The 23,979-nt window shown below is 33.7% G+C and carries 20 protein-coding genes; 16 read left to right on the top strand and 4 right to left on the bottom strand.

The window, feature by feature from the left end:
- Positions 1-9 precede the first annotated feature (9 nt).
- Positions 10-519: a DUF1440 domain-containing protein gene (locus CP370_RS05540; protein ID WP_012846787.1), complete on the top strand. Its 510-nt coding sequence runs from the start codon at positions 10-12 to the stop codon at positions 517-519.
- 16 nt (positions 520-535) lie between these two features.
- Here CP370_RS05540 and CP370_RS05535 read toward each other — a convergent pair whose 3' ends face one another.
- Positions 536-1,183: a CPBP family intramembrane glutamic endopeptidase gene (locus CP370_RS05535; RefSeq protein ID WP_087712569.1), complete on the bottom strand. Its 648-nt coding sequence runs from the start codon at positions 1,181-1,183 to the stop codon at positions 536-538.
- A gap of 79 nt (positions 1,184-1,262) precedes the next feature.
- Between CP370_RS05535 and CP370_RS05530 the strand changes: the two genes are divergently transcribed.
- The 7 genes from CP370_RS05530 (at position 1,263) to CP370_RS05500 (ending at position 11,838) form a co-directional block, all read left to right on the top strand.
- Entirely contained in the window at positions 1,263-2,384 is a 1,122-nt protein-coding gene (locus CP370_RS05530) for a YdcF family protein (RefSeq protein ID WP_087712568.1), read from the top strand.
- A 12-nt stretch (positions 2,385-2,396) separates the two neighbouring features.
- Positions 2,397-4,736 carry an ATP-binding cassette domain-containing protein gene (locus CP370_RS05525; protein WP_087712567.1) on the top strand — a complete coding sequence of 780 codons (2,340 nt, stop codon included), beginning with the start codon at positions 2,397-2,399 and terminating at the stop codon, positions 4,734-4,736.
- A 164-nt stretch (positions 4,737-4,900) separates the two neighbouring features.
- Entirely contained in the window at positions 4,901-6,292 is a 1,392-nt protein-coding gene (locus tag CP370_RS05520) for a cytochrome ubiquinol oxidase subunit I (RefSeq protein ID WP_087284560.1), read from the top strand.
- Positions 6,292-7,314, top strand: coding sequence for a cytochrome d ubiquinol oxidase subunit II (cydB, locus tag CP370_RS05515; protein WP_087712566.1), 1,023 nt, complete (start codon positions 6,292-6,294; stop codon positions 7,312-7,314). The genes CP370_RS05520 and cydB overlap by 1 nt, the downstream gene beginning before the upstream one ends.
- An 18-nt stretch (positions 7,315-7,332) precedes the next feature.
- A complete protein-coding gene (gene cydD, locus CP370_RS05510) occupies positions 7,333-9,150 on the top strand; it encodes a thiol reductant ABC exporter subunit CydD (RefSeq protein ID WP_087712565.1) in 1,818 nt (605 codons plus the stop codon).
- Positions 9,147-10,892: a thiol reductant ABC exporter subunit CydC gene (gene cydC, locus CP370_RS05505; RefSeq protein WP_087712564.1), complete on the top strand. Its 1,746-nt coding sequence runs from the start codon at positions 9,147-9,149 to the stop codon at positions 10,890-10,892. Before cydD ends, cydC begins: the two co-directional genes overlap by 4 nt.
- A gap of 19 nt (positions 10,893-10,911) precedes the next feature.
- Positions 10,912-11,838 (top strand): prenyltransferase, encoded by a 927-nt coding sequence (locus tag CP370_RS05500; protein WP_087712563.1) that lies wholly within the window; start codon positions 10,912-10,914, stop codon positions 11,836-11,838.
- Between the two features lie 65 nt (positions 11,839-11,903).
- Here CP370_RS05500 and CP370_RS05495 read toward each other — a convergent pair whose 3' ends face one another.
- A complete protein-coding gene (locus tag CP370_RS05495) occupies positions 11,904-13,196 on the bottom strand; it encodes an extracellular solute-binding protein (protein WP_087712562.1) in 1,293 nt (430 codons plus the stop codon).
- 289 nt (positions 13,197-13,485) lie between these two features.
- Between CP370_RS05495 and phnD the strand changes: the two genes are divergently transcribed.
- Together phnD and CP370_RS05485 are read left to right on the top strand one after the other, a co-directional pair.
- Positions 13,486-14,418 (top strand): phosphate/phosphite/phosphonate ABC transporter substrate-binding protein, encoded by a 933-nt coding sequence (gene phnD / locus CP370_RS05490; protein ID WP_087712561.1) that lies wholly within the window; start codon positions 13,486-13,488, stop codon positions 14,416-14,418.
- A gap of 93 nt (positions 14,419-14,511) precedes the next feature.
- A complete protein-coding gene (locus CP370_RS05485; RefSeq protein ID WP_087712560.1) occupies positions 14,512-15,582 on the top strand; it encodes a BMP family ABC transporter substrate-binding protein in 1,071 nt (356 codons plus the stop codon).
- 64 nt (positions 15,583-15,646) lie between these two features.
- Here the strand turns inward: CP370_RS05485 and CP370_RS05480 are convergent, their stop codons facing one another.
- Together CP370_RS05480 and CP370_RS05475 are read right to left on the bottom strand one after the other, a co-directional pair.
- On the bottom strand, positions 15,647-16,675 hold the full coding sequence (locus CP370_RS05480) for a serine hydrolase (RefSeq protein ID WP_041822357.1): 1,029 nt from the start codon (positions 16,673-16,675) through the stop codon (positions 15,647-15,649).
- A gap of 70 nt (positions 16,676-16,745) precedes the next feature.
- The gene (locus CP370_RS05475) at positions 16,746-18,206 is read right to left on the bottom strand and encodes a PTS sugar transporter subunit IIC (protein ID WP_012846799.1); all 1,461 of its coding nucleotides are present in this window, start codon (positions 18,204-18,206) and stop codon (positions 16,746-16,748) included.
- A 235-nt stretch (positions 18,207-18,441) separates the two neighbouring features.
- Here CP370_RS05475 and CP370_RS05470 point away from each other — a divergent pair, with 235 nt between their 5' ends.
- The 6 genes from CP370_RS05470 to murQ are packed head-to-tail and all read left to right on the top strand — an operon-like array spanning position 18,442 to position 23,944.
- Positions 18,442-19,326 carry a BadF/BadG/BcrA/BcrD ATPase family protein gene (locus CP370_RS05470; protein ID WP_012846800.1) on the top strand — a complete coding sequence of 295 codons (885 nt, stop codon included), beginning with the start codon at positions 18,442-18,444 and terminating at the stop codon, positions 19,324-19,326.
- Between the two features lie 17 nt (positions 19,327-19,343).
- Positions 19,344-20,435, top strand: coding sequence for a DUF871 domain-containing protein (locus CP370_RS05465; protein ID WP_012846801.1), 1,092 nt, complete (start codon positions 19,344-19,346; stop codon positions 20,433-20,435).
- Between the two features lies 1 nt (position 20,436).
- On the top strand, positions 20,437-21,210 hold the full coding sequence (locus CP370_RS05460; protein ID WP_012846802.1) for an esterase family protein: 774 nt from the start codon (positions 20,437-20,439) through the stop codon (positions 21,208-21,210).
- Positions 21,211-21,230: 20 nt separating this feature from the next.
- Positions 21,231-22,286, top strand: coding sequence for a dipeptide epimerase (locus CP370_RS05455; RefSeq protein WP_087712559.1), 1,056 nt, complete (start codon positions 21,231-21,233; stop codon positions 22,284-22,286).
- A 2-nt stretch (positions 22,287-22,288) separates the two neighbouring features.
- Positions 22,289-23,023 (top strand): serine hydrolase, encoded by a 735-nt coding sequence (locus CP370_RS05450; protein WP_087712558.1) that lies wholly within the window; start codon positions 22,289-22,291, stop codon positions 23,021-23,023.
- Between the two features lie 15 nt (positions 23,024-23,038).
- Positions 23,039-23,944, top strand: coding sequence for an N-acetylmuramic acid 6-phosphate etherase (gene murQ, locus CP370_RS05445; protein WP_087712557.1), 906 nt, complete (start codon positions 23,039-23,041; stop codon positions 23,942-23,944).
- Positions 23,945-23,979 lie beyond the last annotated feature (35 nt).

Raw genomic sequence — 23,979 nt, 5'->3', positions numbered from 1 at the left:
TGAATATTGATGACAAAATTTAGTTGGAAAAATGTATTAATTGCTGGTACTGCTGCTGGCATTATTTCTGGATTAGTTAAATTGGGCTGGGAAAATATCCTTCCTCCAAGAACGCCAGAGAGAAATAAAACTAATCCTCCGCAAAAATTGTTGGAGCAAATGGGCGTGCCTACAAAATTAACTCATGCAACTTATACTTATTCTGGTGAAAAATTACCATGGGTCAGCTATTTAGTTCACTTTGGCTTTTCTATTTCTTTTGCAACCGCTCATGCAGCTTTACTAGAAAAGAAAGTTAAATGGCTAACTGTAGATCAAGGTGTTCCTTTTGGGTTAGCAGTTTGGATTGCCTTTCACCTAGTTATCATGCCATTAATGAAGACTGTTCCTTCTCCTAAGGACCAACCACTAGAGGAACATATTTCAGAAGCACTAGGTCATATTGCCTGGATGTGGACTAATAATGAAATTGCCGAGATAGTTTTGAAACAATTGGGGCAAATAAAAAAAGAGCGTTAGAGCTCTTTTTCTTTTACTATAAAATTGACAGAAGATTGTTTAGCATGTGGATTAAAATCGAATATCTAATATCTTTTGTTTCCACATATGTCCATGCCAGAATCATTCCCATAACCCAGTATAAATAAATAAACTTACTAAACATTGGGTCATGCCCATAAGCAAAAACAAAGCCACTTGCCACAATTCCAACCCACTTATTTAAAGTATTATCTGCTGGAAAAAAAGTGTTGAAGAACAGTGCTCTGAAGATGAACTCTTCACAGATTGGTCCTACAACAATTAGCAAGATATTAAACATTGGCGATGCTACTTTTCTAACCTCATCAAGCTCTGCTTGATTCTGAGAAACAGTATTTCCACCAACCAATTTAATATAAGCAACTTGAAAAATTACAAGAGCAAAGAAAGCAGCTACTGAAATAATGACTCTTCTGGCATCCCAGTGAGGTTTAGCATTAAAGAACCAATCATTTTCTTGCTTTAATTCTCGTTTGTAAATCCAATACATCCAATAAATTACTGCAACAGTTAAAACTGCTAAAATAACTGCGAATAACAAGTTTACCTTTTTTTGCGCATAACCTAATTGCAAAAGTGTATATAATACAAAAGCAATAATTACTGTTGCTAAATTCCCTAAAAAGCGTAAAAAAGTCTTCATCCGAACACTTCCTCTAATTGAAATTATCTATTTCTTTTAATTATAGTTATTTATTAAAAAGACATAAGGACATTTAATCATGCAATCACAACTCATGCAATCTCTGCATCAATTTTTTAACTTTATTGTTCATAATCAAGTAACGATTACCTCTTTGATTATGTTTGTATTTTTTATTTTATTTTTACTTTCATGGTTGATTGAACCACGTCGTTTAATCAATGGCCTTATCTTCACAATATTTGGGATTAGTTTTTTAGTGTGGGCAGCCATTTTAATTATTTCACAACATAATGCTTTACTAACCACCTCATTTTCTTTTCTTGCTTTAGCTATCCTATTTGGAATCTTTTTCTTAGTAACCTTTTCTTGGATTTTCTTTCTCTGGAATGCCTATTTTGTCTGGAAATATGAAAGACATTCTCTGCCAAATCTTTTAACTTTGATTATTGGTTTATTTTTAGTAGGAATATGGACTTTAAATAGATTAGGTGTATTTCACCGCCTACCGGACTGGCTTCATTCTCTAGTTGCTGGAGCAACTTTGATTTCCTTTTATCTTCTATTTGTAATGTATAACTTTTTACTCAATTTAGTTTTGTATCAAATTACTCCCCGTCGCTACAAGCAAGATTACCTAATTGTTCTCGGCGCAGGATTAATTGATGGAAAGAAAGTATCACGCCTGTTAGGTGCACGAATTGACCAAGCTATTGCTTTTTCTAATAAACAATATGATAAAGGACATAAACGTCCAAAACTAATTATGTCAGGTGGACAAGGAAAAGACGAGGATCTCTCTGAAGCAGCCGCTATGAAAGATTACGCCGTTAAACATGGCTATGACCCTAACTTGATTCTATTAGAAGATAAATCAACTAATACCTATCAAAACATGCTCTACTCTAAAAAAGTAGCAATCAGTGATTGGGGAAATTCAAAATTTAAAGCTAAGTTTTTCACTAATAACTATCATCTTTTTAGAGCGGGCCTTTATGCAAAAATGGCTCATTTAAAGGCCAATGGTGTCGGAGCAACTACACGTTTTTATTTCTTACCTAATGCTACAATTCGTGAATTTGCTGGGGTCTTTATCATGCATAAGAAACGCCATTTTGTTATCATTGGTTTAATTGCAATTTTATTTATAATCCAAGCAATTTTTGCCGTATTAGGCTGGGGCAAATACATAATTGCTTAGAAAGGAAAAAATATGCTACAACTCTTACACTTAAAAAAGACCTATCACGTAGGTGATACTGTCACACATGCATTAGATGACGTTACGATTAATTTCCGTAACAGTGAATTCGTTGCTATCTTAGGTCCTAGTGGGTCTGGTAAGACGACGCTTTTAAATGTAATTGGTGGATTAGATCATTACGATTCTGGAGACATTATCATCAATGGTAAGTCGACGAAAAATTTCTCTCAAACTGACTGGGATGCTTACCGCAATAATTCGGTCGGCTTTATTTTTCAAAGTTATAATCTCATTTCTCACCTTTCTATTATTGAAAATGTAGAGCTTGGCATGACCCTCTCAGGCGTAAGTAGTAATGAACGTCACGAAAAGGCCATTGCTGCGCTAAAGCGTGTTGGGCTAGGCGACCATTTAAAGAAACGTCCTAATCAATTATCCGGCGGACAAATGCAACGAGTCGCTATTGCCCGGGCAATAGCTAATGATCCCGATATTCTTCTATGTGACGAACCAACAGGAGCTTTAGATACTAAAACCAGTGAAAGTATTATGGAGCTAATCAAGGAACTCAGCCACGATAAATTAGTCATCATGGTTACACATAATCCTGAACTGGCTGAAGAATATGCAAGTAGAATTGTCCATTTCCAGGATGGAAAAATTCTTAGTGATTCAAATGCCTTTGAGCCTAAAAAAGAAGTAAAGGATACTTTTAAACTCAAAAAGACAAAAATGTCTTACTGGAATGCTCTAAAACTTAGTTTTACTAACATTATGACTAAGAAAGGTAGAACTTTTTTAACTGCCTTTGCTTCAAGTATCGGAATTATTGGTATTGCTATTGTTTTAGCTTTATCACATGGTTTTCAAAAACAAATTAATGAAACGCAAAGTAAAACACTAGCCAAATTCCCGATTTCTATTTCTCAAACGGCAACAGATATGAACGCCGCTACAAGCCGAACTGAATCTGACAAAAATGTCAAAAATAAGGGCTATCTCGTTGCCGCAAAACCAGACAATGAGAAAAATACACATGAAAATAAGATTACTCAGTCTTATATCAATTATGTTAAGAAAATTAATCCTTCATATGCTAACAACATCTCCTTTATTCGAGGAACCCAGCTTAATCTTTTAACTAATGATAATGGCAAAATTAAGCATGTAGAATTTTCTAATGTTAACAACTCTGGTTCTGCTATTGCTAGTGCTCAACTTCAAGGTATGAATAGTGTAGGGATTAACACAAGTGTCTTTCCTAAAACGCTTGATTCAAAGCAAGGAACTTTTTTAAAGGATAATTACCAACTACTTGCTGGTTCCTGGCCTACGTCAAATAACGAAGTAGTTCTTGTGTTAAATAATAAAAATCAAGCCAATATTAATGCACTTAAGAATTTAGGGATTTCAATTAAAGATGGTCAAAAAATTGATCTAAACAAAATTGTCGGCCGTACTTTTAAGGTAATTAGTAACAACAATTACTATCAAGAATTGCCTACTGGAAATTTTGTTCCACAAAAAGCTTCTAAATCAATGTATGATTCTAGCAACTTAACCTTAAAATTAAGTGCCGTTATTCGTGGTAAAAATAATAGTCAAATGGCCCTTCTAGATAACGGTATTGCTTACAGTGATGGTTTAACTCAAGAAATTATTAAGCAAAATGAAAATTCGAATATTGTTAAGGCGCAAAAGAATAGTACTACCAATGTAATGACCAACCAGCCAATGAACCAAACTCAAAAAGATCAATTTATTGCATCTCTTGGTGGCTCTAGCATCCCTAGCGGTATTCTTATCTATCCAAATTCATTTAAGTCTAAAGATAAAGTTCTCGATTACTTAGACAAATATAATAAAGGTAAAGCTAAAAAAGATCAGGTTATCTATACTGATATGTCAGGCACGGTCACTAAGTTAACTGGTGGTCTGCTTGACGGAATTACTGACGTTTTAGTTGCTTTTGCTGCTATTTCTTTAGTTACTTCCATGATTATGATTGGTATTTTAACTTATACTTCTGTTTTAGAGCGTACAAAAGAAATTGGTGTGCTTAAAGCTTTAGGTGCTAGAAAACGCGATATTACCCGTGTCTTTGATGCTGAAACCTTTATTCTTGGCCTCTTTTCTGGTATTTTAGGTATCTTGATTGCATACTTATGCACTTTTCCAATCAATGCAGTATTATACGCAATTACTAATATGAGTAACGTTGCACAACTCGACCCAATGCAAGCCTTAATTTTAGTAATTATTAGTACTGTTTTAACAATGCTTGGTGGTCACATACCAGCTCGAATGGCTGCTAAAAAGGACGCCGCAATTGCTTTAAGAAGTGAATAGATCTATAAGGATTTCAACATTGAAATCATTATTTTTTTTTGCTCTAAACTTACCTAGAAAAAGTTATGAACTTATTCTTATATTTTATTGAAAACGGCATCAATAAAGTATATGCTTGAGGCAACGGATGTTATATATGTGGAAATAGAAATAGGTGAATGAAAATGCTATCGGGTGTAACAATGTTAGATCTTGCCCGCTTCCAATTCGCAATGACTACAGTCTTCCACTTCTTCTTTGTTCCCTTCTCCATTGGGATGGGATTCATTGTATCAATCATGGAAACACTCTACGTCGTTAAAAAGGACGAAGTATATAAAAAGATGGCTCAATTCTGGGGAAAGATTTATCTATTGAGCTTTGCTGTCGGGGTAGTTACAGGAATTATTCAGGAATTTCAATTCGGAATGAACTGGTCTGACTACTCTCGTTTCATGGGTGATATTTTTGGTGCTCCATTGGCCATTGAAGCTTTGTTAGCTTTCTTTATGGAATCTACCTTCATTGGTTTATGGATGTTTACATGGAACAAGTTTAAGCCAGCCTTGCACTGTGCCTTAGTTTGGATCTCTTTTATCGGTTCAATGCTGAGTGCAATTTGGATTTTAGCCGCTAATGCCTTTATGCAGCATCCAGTTGGCTATGTCATTAAAAATGGTAAGGCGCAAATGGCTAGTTTTTGGGCTTTAATTGCCAACGAACAACTATGGGCTAGTTTTCCACACGTAGTAATCGGTGCTATTGTTACAGCTTCATTTGTCGTAATTGGGATGGCTGCTTTTGGCTTACTTAGAAAACGGGATGTTAACTTCCATAAAAAGTCCATGCGTATCGCTCTTTGGGTTGCCTTATTTGCTTCAATTGCTGAAATTGGTGCTGGTGACTATCAAACTCAAGTTGAAATTCACGAACAACCAATGAAGTTTGCAGCAACTGAAGGTGTTTATGAAACAACAGGCGATCACGCTCCATGGGATATAGTTGCTAATTTAAATACTAAAGAACATAAAAATGAAGGTGCAATTTCTATTCCTGATGTTCTAACCATTCTTACTTATCACAGTACTAGTGGTTCCATTAAAGGAATGAATCAAATCAATAAAGAATTGCATGCAAAATACGATAAAAAGTTTGGCAAAGACATGAGCTATTATGTTCCGGTTAAGACCTTATTCTATAGCTTTAGAATCATGGCTGGTTTTGGTGCCCTATTTGCTTTGCTTGCAATTTTAGGTTTAATTTGGACTCGTCCAAAGAAGAATACAATTGAAAACAAACGCTGGTTCTTATGGATTTTAGGTATTTCAACCTTCCTTCCATTTATCGCTAATACTTGTGGTTGGTTCATTACAGAACTTGGTCGTTTCCCATGGACAGTCTATGGTCTATTTACAATTGCAGATTCAATTTCTGCAAGTACAACCACCGGTGAGCTCTGGTTCACAAATATTATGTACTTCCTAATCTTCTCAACTCTTGGCGGAGTGATGGTCTATTACTGTAAACGTCAACTTGATATGGGTGTAGCTGGTGCACTTGAAAGGGGTGCATACTAATGATCGATGGAATTGATTTTTTACAGTTGCTTTGGTTCCTATTAATTGGCCTTCTTTTCATGATCTTCTACTTTACTGAAGGTTTTGACTATGGTGTAGGAATGGCAACACAGTTTTTAGCAAAAAATGATCAAGAAAAACATGTAATGATGGAAGCCATTGGACCACACTGGGATGGAAATGAAGTATGGCTTATCACAGCCGGTGGTGCCATGTTTGCGTCATTCTCTGATTGGTATGCAAGTCTATTTAGTGGATATTACATCTTACTATTCTTTACCTTATTTGCTCTAATTATCAGAGGAGTATCCTTTGAATTTTCTGCTCATGCCGAAACTGAGCACGGATTTAGAATCTGGACTAGTGCCCTATTTGGGGGTAGTTTATTAGCTCCATTTTTCCTTACAATGATGTTCGGTAGCCTAATTCAAGGTGTTCCAATCGATTCTCAAGGAAATATGAGTTTAAGTTTTTGGAATATTGTTAATCCATTATCAGTAGTTGCAGGAGTAGCAGGAGGGCTCCTTTGCTTAATTCATGGAATTAACTTCTTAAGATTAAGAATTGATGACCCAGAATTAAGTAAGCGTGCTGCTAACTTAAACGAGAAGCTTTATCTTGTAGCTTATTTAGGAGAAATTGTCTTTGCTTTATTGATTTTCTTCCAAACTGATTTCTTTAAGTTAAGACCAATCTCTTCAACAATTATTACTTTACTTATTGTTGTTCTAACTGCTTGGTCTGATATTGCCTTAATTAAAAATAAGCAAGGAACAGCTTTCGTAACGAGTGGATTAACTTTAGTAGCTGTTGTTGGACTTTTATTCAACGGACTCTTCCCTCGCGTATTAATCGCCACTGATCCAGCCCACTCACTTTTAATTAAAAATGCAGCCAACTCTAAATTAACACTTGAGGTAATGACAATTGTTGCTCTAATCCTTTTGCCAATCGCCTTAGCTTATATCATCTGGTCATACGTAGTCTTTAGACACCGGATTAAGGTAAATCAAAACGCCTAATCTAGAACAGGAATAAAAATGATTGATAAACGACTTTTTAAATTACCAAAAGCCAAAATCATGCTCGCAATGCTTGCAGGACTAATGTTCTTGCAAGCATTTGCTATTTTAGGCCAAGGTATTTTCCTTGCTCGAGCAATTGTCGGCTCTTGGAAACGACAGTCTTTTGCTAATATTGCAGAAGATGTTTTAACTTTTTTGATCTTCTATTTATTAAGACAAGGAATTAACTGGTTTCAAAAATGGTATATGAATCGTTATGCAAATCAGACAACTGCTCTTTTACGTCAACAATTACTTAATAAAACCTATGATGGTGGAATTGCATTAGTCTCAAGAATTGGAACAGGAAACTTAGTTTCTACTCTTTTAGATGGAATGGACGAAATTTCCAATTATCTGTCGCTAATTTTTCCAAAATTAATTGCCCTCGCAATTGTTCCATGGGTGATTTTAATTTATATCTTTACTCTAAATGCCCTTTCTGGATGGATTTTACTCTTAGTTTTTCCTTTACTGATCTTATTTATGATTATTTTAGGAACTGCTGCTCAAAGTAAAGCTAGTAAACAATATGCTGGATATATTAAATTGCAAAACCACTTTGTTGATGCTTTACGGGGGTTAAGCACCTTAAAAGTTTTAGGTCTTGCTAAAAAATATGGAAATATTGTTTATAAAAATAGTGAAAACTACCGTAAAAAGACAATGGGTGTCTTAAGAGTAGCAATCCTATCCACCTTTACGCTAGACTTCTTTACCACATTATCCATTGCAATTATTGCCATGTTTCTTGGAATTGGCTTAATCAATGGCAACTTGATTCTTTATCCTTCATTAGTGATTTTAATTTTGTCACCAGAATACTTTTTACCAATTCGGGATTTTGGTAATGATTTCCATGCAACTTTAAATGGTAAAAATGCTCTAGGACAAATTTTTGATATTCTAGCTTTTCCAACCACTCCCCAAGAAGATCAGTTATCTAGTTTCACGTGGAACAAAGATAGTGTCTTTATAGCTAATGATGTTTCTTTTAACTATAGTCATATTGATCAAGATCATTTTAGTGTTAATAAAAATGCAAAAATGAGCGCCGTAGTAAAAAAAGAACAAACAAGTGCCGATAAGACTCATACAGCTGATGAGTTACGTAATGTTAATCTAAAGCTTACAGGATTTCAAAAAGTTGGCATTATTGGCCCAACAGGTGCTGGAAAAACAACATTAATGAGAATTTTAGCTGGCTTTCTTACTCCCCATCTTAAAGAAGATAATTTTACAATTAATGGGCAAAATCTTGCCCAACTCAATCAAAAGAATTGGCAAAATCAAATTACATATATTCCACAAGATCCTTTCATGTTCGCAACTAGCATTAAAGAAAATCTAACTTTTTATAATCCAAATGCTAGTCAAACAGAAATTGATGCTGCGTTAAAAGCAACTGATTTGAATAATTTTGTTGCTAGTTTAAAAGATGGTTTAAACACTAGAATCGGTGAAAATGGACGCGGCATTTCTGGCGGACAAAAACAACGCATTGCATTAGCCCGTGCTTTCCTAGCAAAAGATCGAAAGATATTATTTTTCGACGAACCAACTGCTCACCTGGATATTGAAACTGAGTATGAATTAAAGGAGCCGATGAAGAAATTAATGGAAAATCATTTAGTCTTCTTTACGACACACCGCTTGCACTGGCTAAATGATATGGATTGGTGCCTAGTCATTGAAAATGGAGAAATTGTAGAACAAGGTGCTCCTAGTGACTTAGCTAAAAACGGAACTTTATTCAAAAAACTTACTCACCCATTGAAAGAAGATCTACTATGATGAACAAAAAATTTTCTTGGAAACATGAACATTGGGTTAAACCTTACCTTGCAAAATATAAGTGGAATTTTCTCTTAGCGATTTTTCTTGGCATCGTTATGTTCTTTTGTGGTGGTGCGCTTATGTTTTATGCGGGCTATACAATTGACAAAGCAGCAACACGTCCAGAAAACATCTTAATGATTTATGTCCCAATCGTCTTAATGCGTGCTGTCGGAATTGGACGACCTTTATTTAGATATTTAGAGCGTTTAGTTTCTCATAATTGGATTTTACGGGTCACAAGTTCTCTAAGGAGAAGACTTTTTTATATCGCTGAAAAAAATACTTCAGCAGTCGGCTCAGCTTTTCAGACAGGAAGTATTCTTTCTCTCCTAACTGATGATATTGGACACTTACAAAATCTTTATTTGAGAACCATCTTTCCAGCCATTCTAAGTTACCTAGCAGGATTTATTGTTGTAATTTTGCTTGGCTTATTTTCATGGCCATTAGCGGGTATTATAGCAATTTTATTGATTATGGAACTTATTCTCGTTCCATTCTTCTCACTTCTAAAACAAGCTAGTGTACGCAGTAAGGAAAAGAAAGAGAAAACACAGCTTTATACAGAATTTACTGATCAAGTTTTAGGTGCTGGCGACTGGAAAATTTCTGGTCGCAAGGATGCATTTTTCAATCAAACTAAAGCCACTTTAAAGTCTTTAGGAAAGCATGAAAAAAAATCCGGCAAGTTTGATTGGGCACGTGATTTTGTTCTTGAGTTTATCTTCGGTTTAATGGCTGTTGCTATTCTTTATTTCACTAACAAGAACCTCACCTATAATCAAGAAGCAGCAAATTACGTTGGTGCTGTTGTTTTAGCCTTGTTCCCTCTATCTGATGCTTTCATTCCCGTTGGACAAGGTATTGAGGAATGGCACACATATAGCGATTCAGTAAAGCATTTAAATGGATTAACAGTACCTGAAAACCATTTACCTCATCAAGAATATCTTGACCCAGTTTTTGTAGGAACTTTAAAAGCTACTGATATTTCATTCACTTATCCAGGAGAAGATTATCCAATTATTCAAAATTTCTCTCTCACATTAAAAAGAGGTCAAAAAGCTGCTTTAATTGGACCATCTGGGGCTGGAAAAAGTACTATCCTACAATTAATTCTTGGAGATTTAAAGCCAAATACAGGTACTGTCACCTTGGATAAGATTAATATTTTGTCCTTACAAAAAGAGCGTTCAAAATTATTCTCTGTGCTGAACCAGGAGCCATTTTTATTCAATACTACTATCTATGAAAATCTTAAAATGGCTAATCCAGATGCCACTGCTGACCAAATGATGGAAATTTTAGAAAAAGTACAGCTAGCTGATTTCATTAATTCCCTTCCTAAAAAACTGGATACAGAAGTCGCAGAAGCTGGCGCACGTTTTTCTGGTGGTCAAAAGGAACGTTTAGCATTAGCACGTGTACTTTTACAAGATACCCCAATTGTCCTCTTAGATGAACCAACAGTGGGCCTAGATCCGCTCACAGAACAAAAATTATTAGATTTAGTATTTGATGTTTTAAAGAAAAAGACAGTAGTTTGGGTAACTCACCACTTACAAGGTGTAAAATATATGAACGAAGTTCTCTTCTTTAAAGATGGAAAAGTGACCATGCAGGGCAATCCTTACGAATTATTTGAACACAATGAGCATTTTCATCAACTTTATTTAATGGATCAAGGACTAATTTAAAAATAGAAAGAAGTTTATTATGTCTGCTGAAGCAAAGCAAGGCTACTATGAATTAGTTGAACCACGTACCCTATTTAACTCCATAATTCCTGTCCTATTAGGAATCATGTACACAGAATATAATTTTCAGTTGTTTAGAATTTTTCCAACAATTGAAATGTGTATCGCTACAATTGTTCTACAGATTTTTATGAATGTAAATGATGGTTATTGGGATTATAAGCGTGAAAAAGCTGCTAAAACTGGCGATCATAAAAAGAATCCAATTGGGAAGTATCATCTTAATCCCAAAAATGTTTTAGTTCTTATTTGGATTTTATTTATTATTTCAGCCACCTGTGCTTTTATGATTGGTTTTCAAACTAATTTATATATTTGGATTCTAGGAATTATTTGTTACGCAATTGCTCTTTCCTATTCAACTGGATCACATACAATTTCTGCCGGGCCTTTTGGAGAAATAGCTGCTTGTTTTGCAATGGGATTTGGAATTTTTCTAATCATGGTCTATATTAACGTTTATCCCCATGTGCCATTTAACTGGAATTTTGTTTGGCCAATTATCCTTGCTGCCGGCATTCCTGAAATTTGTAACTTCACTTTAATGCTTGGAAATAATTTGTGTGATCATGATGCAGATATCGCAAATGGAAGACACACTTTGGTTTCTTATATTGGAATTAAGGGCGGTCTTTACTTATTCGTATTTAACTACTTTTTAGGATTCTTTTTAACAGGTTGGGCAATTTGGGTTGGAGTCCTTCCTTGGAGTGTCGCTTTAATTTTGATTTGTATTCCAACAATCTACAAAAACATGCGCTTTCTTTGGAAAATACAAACTAAGCCAAAATCGTTCCCTAAAGTAGTTCAAAATACCCAAGTTTTATTTGTAACCGAAGCTGTAGGTTTCTTTATCGGTTTGATGTTAAATCTTAGAATTAAATAATTACAAAAAAGGTCGAAACTTCGCCATCGAAGTTTCGACCTTCTTTAATTTTAAAATCAACTAAATTATTGTTTCCATGTTGCATCAAATTTTGCTTTACCAGCTTTAATTTGATTATTAACATTTTGACCATTCTTAGCTGCATACAGAATCTTAGCCATGATTGGATCTAACTGACTATAAGCTGCATTTGAATTTTTAGCTACAGGAACACTGTATAAATATTTCATTGCACCTTCAAGCTTAGCAGGCAACTTGGTCTTGGTATTTTCTTTATATTCTTTAGACGTTACAACAGCATTATTAACTGGAATATACCCAGTTGCATTAGCCCAGTCAAGTTGAGCAGACTTAGAAGTTAAAAATTGCATGTATTTAAATGCTGCGCTCTTTTGCATTCCTGTGGCTTTTTTGAACATATAGATATCTGTTCCTTGCTGCATAGTGTATTTTCCAGGGCGTGCCGCTACATCATAAGTGAATTTATCTCCAACGGCTTTTTTAACATAGCCTTCACCAGCAGAAGTTCCAATATACATAGCAACTTTTTCATTAGCAAAAGGTCCAGATAAATAATGAGCTGATCCAGCAGTTGTGAAGTATCCTTTCTTCATTCCTTGGGCATAGTAATCAATGACTTTTCGTGACTTGCTACCCGTGAAATCAATTTTATCAGTAAAATTAATTCCCTCGTTCTTCATACCTAAAGTATAGTAATTTGCTAATGAATCAAATCCTGCACCTACAACTTCATGGTTACTCTTCTTGTAAATAGTTTCTGAAACTTGAGCTAATTCTTTCATAGTTGTAGGAACTTTTTTAATACCATATTTTTCAAAGATAGACTTATTATAAGTTAAGACTTCAATAGATTTATTAAATGGTATTCCATATTGTTTTCCTTGAATTTTTGCCCCATCTAATAATTCATCTCTAATACCAGACTTAGCTGCACTTCCCCAGCCTAGCTTCTGATTATTGATATATGGAGAAAGATCTACCAGCATATTACTTTTTGCAGCATTGTAAAGCCAGCCTGGATAAGCCTGAGTAATTGTTGGTAAATTATTTGGTGACTGCAAAGTAGAATTTACCTTAGCTTGTAAATCAATATAAGATCCTTGGTTTTCAAGCTTAACTTCAATATTTGGATTTTTCTTTTCAAATTCCGCCGTTAATTTCTCTAATTCTGTTCGTTGCCCACCATTCATTCCATGCCAAAAAGTTACCGTAGTCTTCTTTGCAATTTTAGTTGGAATGTTTGCTGCTGAATTATCTTTCTTATCTTTAGAACATCCAGCAGTAATTACTGCCATACCGGCAACAAAACCTAAAGCAATCTTTTTATATAAATTCATTAAAATCCTCCAGTAACACAAAATTAAAATCACTATTTATTGTATCAAAAGAAAATTTAGATACAATATGTTGTAGTATGAAAATATATCTTTTTATATTTTTTTATTTCTTTGTATAAATCTGCGCTAAAACACGCATTTTATCAATCTTTATCACTTATATAGTACGTTTAATAACGTACATTATAGACGATATAGTTTAAAAATATTCACATTTGCTCTTGAACTAGAATCTATAGTTTGCTATCTTTAAGTCGTCAACTTCATTAAATAGTTTCTGGAGGAAAAAATGAAGATAAAAAAATTTTTAATCGGCGCTGCTATGGTTTTACTTGCCGCATCAACTGCTGCATGTTCAAACAATAAGTCTGCTTCTAAAGCAAGTGATGGCTATACTCCTAAAGAATTAAACGTTCAGTTTGTTCCTAGTGTCCAAGCTTCTAAACTTGAAGCTAAAGCTAAGCCATTACAAGGCTTGCTTGAAAAGCAATTACACATGCCTGTTCATGTGACTGTTTCAACTGATAACTCTGCTTTAGTTGAAGCAATGGCATCAAAGAAAGTTGATGTTGGTTTCCTACCACCTGATGCTTATGTCTTAGCTCACAAACGTGGTGTAGCGGATGTTTTACTACAAGCACAACGTTATGGCTATGACGAACCAAGCGGTAAGCAAAACCACAAATTAATGGATAGCTACCGTTCAATGATCGTAGTCAAAAAGGGCTCTAAGATTAAATCTTGGAAAGATCTAAAAGGTAAGACAATTGCCGTTCAAGATCCAACCTCTACTTCTGGTTACGTTCTTCCAATTGCGGAACTTTACAAGAAAGGTTTAAATGTACCAAAAGATTGTAAATTAGTACAAGTTAAGGGTCACGATCAAGCTGTTTTATCAGTTTACAACGGTGATGCCGATGCTGCCTTTGTCTTCTCTGACGCTCGTCCTCTAGCTGCTAAAGATGCACCTGCTGTAATGAAAGATGTTGTTCCAATTTACTTTACTAAATACATTCCAAACGATACTGTTGCTGTTAGAAGCGGCATGTCTAAGTCATTTAGAAAGAAACTTGCTACTGCCTTTAAAGATATTGCTAAGACTAAGAAAGGTAAGAAGATCCTTGAAAATATTTACCAACACTATGGCTATGTAGATTCTAAAGATTCTAACTTCAATATTGTTCGTGAATACGAAGCTGAAGCTAAAAAGGCTGAAAAATAAATTTAATATTTTTAAAAGACCACCCTACTTTGACTTGTAGGATGGTCTTTTTCTCGTTTAAAATTAGAATAGATTTTTAATCGAGGTTTTCAAATGAAGCTAAATAAAAAATTTAATCTATTATTGATCACAAGTGCTATCTTTTTAATAGCAAGTGCTTGTAGCAAACCTAATCATGAGGAACCAACAAATAAAAAGGGAGACAATCATATCGCTCTGATATCCGACATTAACGGCATTAAAGATAATTCTTTAAATCAATCTGCCTGGAATGGTTTAAAAGATTATGGTACTAAAAATGATCTTCCAGAAGGAAACAAAGGCTATAACTATTTTGTACCTAAAGATCCGAAATATTATCAAACCACTATCAATGAAGCGTTAGATAAAAATTTCTCAACTATTATTGGTGTTGGCTATACTCTTAAGCCAAATATTATTAAAGCAGCTAAAAATAATCCAAAAAAGAATTTTGTCGTTATTGATGCCCATACTCCAAAACTAAAAAATTTAACCGGTATCTCCTTTAAGAATCAAGAAGGAGCATATTTAGCTGGTGTAGCAGCTGCTTACACGACTAAAAGTCAAACAGTTGGTTTAGTCTTAGGTCAAAATAGTAAAGAAATGGCCTCATTCAAAGCAGGTTTTATTCAAGGCGTAAGAACAACAAATCATAAACTTCATAAACATATTAAAGTAGTGAGCCAGACAGTTGGAAACTTTTCGGATGCTAATAAAGCACACGATATTGCCCAGGAAATGTACAATAAAAAAGCTGACGTCATTTTTCAAGCAGCAGGTAAAAGTGGACAAGGTGTATTCAAAGCAGCGCAGGAAATCAATCAAGCTCGGCCGGTAGGGCAAAAAGTATGGGTTATAGGATCTGATGAAGATCAATCAAAATTGGGCGACTACCTGGCAAAAGGTGGACAACCATCTAATTTCACTCTTACTTCAGTTATCAAAAGTGCCGATCTTGCTGTTGAATATATCGCTACCCAAACTGCTAGTGGAAAATTCCCAGGTGGTAAAACTCTGAAGTATGGTCTTAAAAACAAAGGTATTTCTTTAGTTCAAGGGAATTTATCCTATCATACCTGGATTAAAGTTCAAAAAGCTAAGCAAAAAATCATTGAGGGGAAGATTAAGGTTGATACAAATTAATAGATTGAAAAAAAGAGGTAGTTATTTACCTCTCTTTTTGGTTGCAAATAATAATTTTTTGAGATCATTTTCTATTCTCTGGTATTTCTTCTAAACTATTAAAAAATAAACTTATTGCTAGTTTTCTTATATCAATCCATTTTCTATTTTTTCTAGTAGGATTTATACGATTAGTTAAGCAAATAAAGAAACTAAAATTATCTAAATCAAGCGCAATAGATGTTCCTGTAAAACCAGTATGCCAAAGCATTCTCTTGTTTATCTTCCATCTTTTCCATCCTAAAGTTCTCCCCATAAAATCATACTTAAATAGGTCATCAATCATCTGCGATGGAATTATCGTTCTATTTTTATATTTTCCTTTTTGTAAATACATTAAACAAAATTTTTTGAGATCACTAATTGTCGAAAATAATCCTGCGTTTCCTGAAATTCCCTCTAGCATATATGCTGTTTCATCATGCACGACCCCTTGGACCAATCCTCTACTTCGTGTTTTTTCTGTAGGTACAAAATGACTTTTGCTTTTATCGATGCAATATCCAGTATTTTCCATATCTAATGGTTCAAAAACATGAATTTTTAAACTCTCATCTAAACTTTTATGATCAATTTTTTCAATAACTAATCCTAATAAGATAAAATTTAGATCTGAATATATCATATCCGTACCAACTGGATAGACTAATTTTTGATTAAAGATTGCGTCTATTACATCAGCTTTATTTTTGTACATAAATACATTATCTATGTCAGCTGGTAAGCCGGAATTATGAAGTAACAAGTTTTTTATAGTAATGTCATGATAATCAAATTTTGGAAGATATTTCTCTACCTTGTCATTTAAACGTATATTTTTTGTCCCTAATAATTGAAGAATGCGACTTGTTACCCCAACAACTTTAGTTAAAGAAGCTAAATCATAAAGATCTCCATCTTTTAAAGGTACTTCTTTATTATAAGTTCTATATCCCAAAAAGCATGTTTCAGTTCTCTTATTTTTTATATCTTCTAATGCATAACTAATGCCGGGAGTTGCGTGATTCTCGATCGCTGATCTCATTAACATCGATATTTCATTAATATTTTTCATTTTATTTATATTTCTCCAAAAAAAGGCCACTATAACACATATGCTATAGTGGCCTTTACTTAAGCTAAAATCACACATTCATTTTTGCTAGTTTTCTAAACTTAATTAGAGTACCAAAACATGAATTCATACTTTTCTTTACGTACTCTCTAACAGACATATGCTCAACTAATGTTTTACCAGTTTCATTTAAGTTGAAAGTTTCAACATTACTGTTTTTATTTGTTTCTGTTGTTACTGTGTTATTTTCCTTATCCCGCATTTCTTTTTCTAATTGTTTTTTATCCCAAACTTTAAAGAAAGGATAGTAAATAATAACAGAAATAATTATGTTAATAATGGATAAAATAGCAGCACGCCAGTCAAATCCAGTGGCCATATATGCACCAATTGGGCCTGGTAATGTCCATGGTACCAAAGCAATAGGGCGAGATACTAAATTTAGAACCATAGCAAAGTAGGTTAATGCGCCGTTTACCATAGGAGTTACAATAAATGGAATTGCAAAGTATGGATTTAAAACAATTGGTAATCCAAAAATAATAGGTTCATTAATGTTGAAGATACTTGGGATAATAACAGCTTTGCCTAATGTCTTCCCAAATGAAGACTTAGATAAAAATGCTAATAAAATACATAGACCTAAAATAGTACCTGAGCCCCCAATATAAACAAACCATTGGAAGAATTGTTCAGTCATAAATCTTGGGGCATTTGCAGCACTTACACCATGTGCAATTGCCGTCATATTAGCATCTAAGTTCTTATACCAATATGGATAAATTGGTGTTGAGGTAATAGCACCATGAATACCAAATAACCAAAATAGTGAATTAAAGAATGGTGGAATAATAGATGAAATAAAGTTATCTTTACCAAAATTAGATAATGGTGATAACAAAGCTAAAAGTCCCGCATTCAAATCAAAGTGCAATACTTCTTTAATTATCCAAGCTAAAACGATAATTACTGATGCCGGTACTAAGGAAACAAATGAATTTGAAACTGCTGGTGGAACACCATCGGGCATCTTAATAACTAAATTTTTTTCTTTAAACCAACGAATAATTTCAACAGATATCATTGAAACCAGCATTGCTGTAAATAATCCTTGTGCTCCAAAGTTAGTTGAAGGAAGTACTGTTCCAGCAAGCATTCCAGATAACTTAGCTGCTTTTGCAGTCAAAGTACCTGGACTTACAGCCAAGATAAAGAAAGCCATAGTAGCAACAGTTGCTGAAGAATTTCGATCTAATTGATAATGTTCTGCTAAGGCAGCTGCCATTGCATAACAAGAATATAGAGCCATCATCCCTATAGAGAATGTAACCGGTACTTGTAATGCAGGTAAATATGGAGTAATGAACTTTTTCCAACTATCGATTGGAAATTGAGAAATAATAGTGAAAAATGAACCAACAATAGCTACAGGAATAATAACTGCCATTCCATCTCTAATTGCCACAAAATAACGATTCCCCGCTAATTTCGACATTTTAGAGGTTATTTTAGCAGCGTTAAATTTAGCCATATTAATACCTCCCCAATATAAAATAAAAAATTAAATATAATACACCAGTGAATGCGCTATCACTTTCACCTTTTAATATAGCACTATTTTTCTGAAAATGAAATATTTTTTCTGCTTTGCATATTCTTTACCGGTATTTATGAAATATTTTTTCAAAAATTATTGAATCAATACCTAAAAAAAGATACTATGAAATCGGATACAGTATTATATGCATTTTATTAGGAGGTGCCTTATGAGTTATGCAATTGGCGTTGACAGCGGTGGTACCCATATTACCGCTACTGCTTATAAAAATCATTTTCCGATAGCTAGTACAACTAATGGCCCAGGAAACATTCTGATTGATCCAAATCAAACAACCAAAAATCTTATAGAAGCAATTGGTAATCTTGTGAAAAAATACTCTTCTGACTCCTGTAGTTGCATACTAATTGGAATTGCAGGCCTAGAAAGTGCTAAAAATCCAGCTCCTTATTTAGATGAAATAAAAAATCATTTTCGTAGTATCACCACAAATATTACTTTCATAAGTGATGCAAAACTTGCCTTAATTAACGGTCTTGAAGGTAAAGATGGTTTTTTAGCAATTGCAGGAACTGGATCAATCGTCTATGGCAAACAAGGAAATAAATATTTACGAGCTGGCGGCTGGGGATATTTATTAGACGACGTTGGATCAGGCTATCGAATAACTCAAGAAGCAGTTAGTACTGCTCTAGAAAAAATGGATAGAGGAAAACAATCTTCGTTGACACCGACTATTCTGGAATATTTTAGGGAAGATAGCCTTAAAAATGTGGTTAGTCGCTACTATACACTTAGCCGCCCTGAAATAGCAGCCTTCTCATTAAAAATTGCCCATGTAGCTGAACAAGGAAATAAGGAAGCTATCAACATCTTAATTCATCAAGCTACTCTGTTAGCTAATGAAATTATTTATTTAATTAAACGTTATCCTCAAAACAATATTTCATTAAATTTAGCTCTATCTGGTTCAGTTTTAATCAATAATCCTATTATTCAAAAAGAAATTATATCAACTTTAAAAAAGAGCTATCCCTCTATAAACATTATGATTTCTTCACGAAGCAATACAGCAGCTGTTAACTATATTTAGAAAAGGAGAACTTAATTATGACGATGAGAAACTTAGGTCTGTCAATTTATCCAGATCATAGTACCTTTGAAGACAATGCGAACTATCTAAAACTTGGTCATAAGTACGGCTTTAAAAGAATATTTATGAGTATGCTTGAAGTACAAGGAAGTATTGCCGAAACTAAAGAAAAATATCAGAAAATAATATCCTTAGGAAATAAGTTGGGTTACCAAACTTTTCTAGATGTTTCACCACGTCTTTTCCAAAAATTAAAAATTGACTATCATAATCTATCATTTTTTCACGATATCGGAGCAACTGGACTACGTTTAGATCAAGCATTTGATGGAGCGACAGAAGCTCTAATGTCTTACAATCCCTACAACCTAATTATTGAATTAAACATGAGTAATAATGTTGACTATCTAAATAGCATTATTTCTTATCAAGCAAATGCACCATTTATCTATGGCTGTCATAATTTTTATCCTCAAAAAGGTACGGCTCTTCCCTATAATTTCTTTGTAGAATGCTCTAAGCGCTTTAAAAAGTTTAATATCCATACAGCTGCCTTTGTCACTAGTCAATTTGGAAAAATGGGACCGTGGAATGTTACCGATGGTTTGCCAACGCTTGAAGAAGATCGATATCTTCCTATCCAAATCCAAGCAAAACAACTTTGGGCTACTAATCTAATTGACGACGTAATTATTGGTAATGCCTATGCTTCTGAAAATGAATTAAAGGCTCTCTCAGAGGTTAACCCATATCAATTAGTCCTTCATGTAAATTATGTTTCAAATGTAAACAATATTGAAAAAACAATTGTTGAAACCCCCCAACATTTTCGCCGAGGTGATATGAACAGTATTGTTATTCGATCAACAATGCCGCGTGTAACTTATAAATCTATTCCTAATCCTCCCCATAACAATGAACAAGAATTTAAACGTGGAGATATTTTAATCGGAAATGATAACTTTGGAATCTATAAAAATGAGCTTCAAATCGTATTAAAACCTCATATGGAATCACGAAAAAATAAAGTTGGTGAAATCTCAGAAGATGAGTTGTTTTTACTAGATTTTATTAAGCCGTGGACTAAATTTAGATTATCGGCAAAATAAAATGAGTAATTTAATATCATCTACTCTATATTCGCCTTCTTTAAAACTTGATTGGAATTATGATATTTATCTACACAATCAATCTAACAATAAAGAAAAGTATCCATTATTATTAATGCTTCATGGTCTATATGGAAACCACACTAATTTCTTAGATAGCAATCGAATAAATTCAAAGCCTTTACTAGATAAATTAATAAAGAAAAGCCACAAAAACATGATAGTAGTCTTTGTCGATGGCTTTAATAGTTTCTATATTGATTCACTGTATGGACTGAAATTAGAAACAGCAATTATACACGATTTACTTCCTTATTTATTTAAGCATTATCCGCTCAAACATAATATAGGTATTGGAGGTATTTCAATGGGTGGTTATGGGGCTGCACGGCTAGTTTTAAAATATCCCTCTTTATTTTCAGCAGCATTTTTAATTTCACCCGCAGTCTGGCAAATTGAACACATTCCTGCTTCTATTCGTAATTCAATTCATACATTTCAAGATAAAAAACATAGTTGGTCTACAAATTTCTACAATGAAATTTATCCAGCTAATTATTTATTACCGGCTTCTCAAAAAATTAAATTTTATATTCAAACTAGTAAAAAAGATGAAATTGTATGTGATGAGGATGTAATAGAATTTGCTCAACAAATTTCAAATAATAAAAATCAACTTCACGTAAGAATTGATTCATTTGGCGCTCATAACTGGAAGTATTGGCAATATGCCATAGTGCCAGCTTATACATGGATGATCGATCAATTAAATTAAATATATGGAGATGAAAAATAATGACTTTAAAAATTAGTAATATTGAATGCTCCATTAAAACAGTCCCCTTAAAGCGACCATTTATTACCGCTCTACATAAGGTTACTAAAATTCAAGGACTTAAAGTTACTATCAAATTAAGTGACGGACAAATAGGTATCGGAACAGCAACTCCTAATGAAAAAGTTACCGGCGATACATTAGATGGCTCTTTAAATGTAGTCAAACAAGTGCTTCAGCCAGCTCTTCTTAACCGAGATTTTAAAAATTGGAATAGTATTTTAAATACAGTTAAAACTTGCATAGTTTACAATACAGCTGCTAAAGCTGCAGTAGAAATTGCTTTATTTCAACTAAAAGCCAAAGAAAATGGAGAATCTCTAGTTAATCTATTAGGAAGCAATAAAGGTACGTTAAAAACTGATTATACGATTAGCATTGGGTCAGATAATCATATGATTTCTGAAGCTCAAAAATTAGTAAACGACGGTTTTACTTCTATAAAGATTAAACTTGGCAATAATTCAGTTAATCACGATATTAAGACCATAAAAAAAATTAGTGATGCTATTGGACCAAATATTGCCTTACGTATTGATTGCAATCAAGCCTGGACTTATAAAGATACATTAAAAGCTGGCAGAATATGGGCACGGGATAATTTAAATATTGATTTTATTGAACAGCCCGTTTTAAAAGATGCAATCTCTGATTTAATACGGCTTACTGAGCTATCACCTTACCCTATTATGGCTGATGAAAGTGTAGCTTCATATAAGAATGCAATTAATTTAATTAACAATCATGCTTGTGATTATATCAATATTAAATTAATGAAAACTGGTGGCTTATCAGAAGCTATAAAAATCAACGATTTAGCACAAAGTTGTGGTATCAGAACAATGATTGGCTGTATGATTGAGCCTGTTGAAAGTATCGCAGCAGCTGCTGCTTTTGCAGTTGCAAACAAAAATGTAAAGTTTATTGATTTGGATTCTATTTTTATGGCTACCCAAGATCCTGACCTAAATAAATACCTAGAAATCAAGAAAAATGAAATCATACTTAAGGATTAAATATGGAACAAATAGCTAAAATTCAGGAACAAATTGAAAATAAACCTTGGAAAACTGCCATTACTATTTATAAAAATGGTAAATCTATTTTTGAAAATTCACTTGCTAATACCACTTACAAGTCTGCATCCTTAATAAAACTTGCAATTGCTCTATATATTCAAGAAGTTAAACCTCAGACAATTAATAATGAGATTACTCTCTCTATTAAGAATGTTGTTGGTGGTGCGGGAATTATTAATAGATTAAGTATTAAAACCTGGAAGATCAAAGACTTAATAGATCTAATGTTATCCTTATCTGACAATAGTGCTACTAATGCTCTGCTAAGTTATTACCACTTAGATACTATTAATTCCTTCCTCCAACAAAATTTTCAAAATATCTCATTGAATAGATTTCTAATGGAGAAAAACACTAAAGAAAATACATGCACTGCAAACTCCATAATGAATGTTTTTCAAAGGCTGCTAAATGGTAATAATGAAGTTAATCAAATAATTCTAAATTCATTAAAACATCAAACCGTAAGAAATAAATTAGTCGCTTATAGTAATCCGAAGTTTGAAACATTTAATAAAACTGGTGAACTTTTACATGAACAGCATGATATTGCTAGATTTAAATCACAAAATGAAGTAATTGATTGTTGCGTTTTAACAAACTATCAAAATCAAGAAGACTACGAAGGTATTTTAAACATGATTCAAAATATTGGAAAAATACTTACACAGTAGAAAGAAGTATTTACTATGGAAATCAAGAATTTAACTACAGAGCAACGTAATCCAGACACTATGCATATTGATTCAATGTCGACCTTAGATATGGTTAAAACAATTAATCAAGAAGATAAAAAAGTTGCTCTTGCGGTGGGAACACAAGATCAAAAAATTGCCCAGGCAATAGATGAAGCAGCTATTCGCTACCATGAAGGTGGACGTTTAATCTATATCGGGGCTGGAACAAGTGGACGTCTTGGTGTTTTAGACGCTGCTGAACTAGTTCCTACTTACGGAATCACTCCAGACCGAGCTATTGGGCTTATTGCTGGCGGCGAGGGAGCTATGTATGTAGCAGTCGAAGGAGCTGAAGATTCACAAAAATTAGCTAGAAAAGATTTAAATGCTCTAAAGTTAAATAAAAAAGACATAGTTTTAGGTCTTGCAGCTAGTGGACGTACACCCTATGTTATTGGCGGGCTTTCTTATGCTAATGAAGTTGGAGCTTTAACTATTTCTATTGCCTGTGTCAAAGATTCAGAAATAGGACGTTCTGCTGATATAGCAATTGAAGCTGTTGTTGGTCCTGAAGTAATAACTGGTTCGACCAGAATGAAAGCTGGAACTGCTCAAAAGATGATTTTAAATATGATTTCTACTGGGGTAATGATTAAACAAGGAAAAGTCTATGAAAACATTATGATTGATGTTAAACCAACAAATTCCAAATTAATTGACCGTGCCTGTCGAATTATTCAAGCAACTACCAACGTATCTATTGAAAAAGCTCTAGATACATTGAAAGAAACCAATAACGATGTTGGCCTAGCTATTATCATGCTTAAAAACAATCAAAGTCTTAGCCAAGCAAAAAATTTATTATTAGCTACAGACGGAAATGTTGCTGAAGTTTTAAACAAGAAACTTGCTAACTAAACGTAAGGAGCTTATAATACCTACCATTGTAATGT

The sequence above is a fragment of the Lactobacillus sp. UMNPBX19 genome, assembly GCF_002553805.1.
Taxonomy (GTDB): Bacteria; Bacillota; Bacilli; order Lactobacillales; family Lactobacillaceae; genus Lactobacillus.
The sequence above is the reverse complement of the archived record's forward strand: the minus strand, read 5'-3'. Positions and strand labels throughout refer to the sequence as shown.

Coding starts and splice junctions, on each gene's coding strand:
- CP370_RS05455 (WP_087712559.1), top strand. CDS start 21,231: ATGACTTTAAAAATTAGTAATATTGAATGCTCCATTAAAACAGTCCCC.
- CP370_RS05540 (WP_012846787.1), top strand. CDS start 10: ATGACAAAATTTAGTTGGAAAAATGTATTAATTGCTGGTACTGCTGCT.
- phnD (WP_087712561.1), top strand. CDS start 13,486: ATGAAGATAAAAAAATTTTTAATCGGCGCTGCTATGGTTTTACTTGCC.
- CP370_RS05525 (WP_087712567.1), top strand. CDS start 2,397: ATGCTACAACTCTTACACTTAAAAAAGACCTATCACGTAGGTGATACT.
- CP370_RS05470 (WP_012846800.1), top strand. CDS start 18,442: ATGAGTTATGCAATTGGCGTTGACAGCGGTGGTACCCATATTACCGCT.
- CP370_RS05460 (WP_012846802.1), top strand. CDS start 20,437: ATGAGTAATTTAATATCATCTACTCTATATTCGCCTTCTTTAAAACTT.
- CP370_RS05450 (WP_087712558.1), top strand. CDS start 22,289: ATGGAACAAATAGCTAAAATTCAGGAACAAATTGAAAATAAACCTTGG.
- CP370_RS05530 (WP_087712568.1), top strand. CDS start 1,263: ATGCAATCACAACTCATGCAATCTCTGCATCAATTTTTTAACTTTATT.
- CP370_RS05480 (WP_041822357.1), bottom strand. CDS start 16,675: ATGAAAAATATTAATGAAATATCGATGTTAATGAGATCAGCGATCGAG.
- cydC (WP_087712564.1), top strand. CDS start 9,147: ATGATGAACAAAAAATTTTCTTGGAAACATGAACATTGGGTTAAACCT.
- CP370_RS05475 (WP_012846799.1), bottom strand. CDS start 18,206: ATGGCTAAATTTAACGCTGCTAAAATAACCTCTAAAATGTCGAAATTA.
- CP370_RS05520 (WP_087284560.1), top strand. CDS start 4,901: ATGCTATCGGGTGTAACAATGTTAGATCTTGCCCGCTTCCAATTCGCA.
- cydB (WP_087712566.1), top strand. CDS start 6,292: ATGATCGATGGAATTGATTTTTTACAGTTGCTTTGGTTCCTATTAATT.
- CP370_RS05485 (WP_087712560.1), top strand. CDS start 14,512: ATGAAGCTAAATAAAAAATTTAATCTATTATTGATCACAAGTGCTATC.
- CP370_RS05535 (WP_087712569.1), bottom strand. CDS start 1,183: ATGAAGACTTTTTTACGCTTTTTAGGGAATTTAGCAACAGTAATTATT.
- CP370_RS05500 (WP_087712563.1), top strand. CDS start 10,912: ATGTCTGCTGAAGCAAAGCAAGGCTACTATGAATTAGTTGAACCACGT.
- CP370_RS05465 (WP_012846801.1), top strand. CDS start 19,344: ATGACGATGAGAAACTTAGGTCTGTCAATTTATCCAGATCATAGTACC.
- cydD (WP_087712565.1), top strand. CDS start 7,333: ATGATTGATAAACGACTTTTTAAATTACCAAAAGCCAAAATCATGCTC.
- CP370_RS05495 (WP_087712562.1), bottom strand. CDS start 13,196: ATGAATTTATATAAAAAGATTGCTTTAGGTTTTGTTGCCGGTATGGCA.
- murQ (WP_087712557.1), top strand. CDS start 23,039: ATGGAAATCAAGAATTTAACTACAGAGCAACGTAATCCAGACACTATG.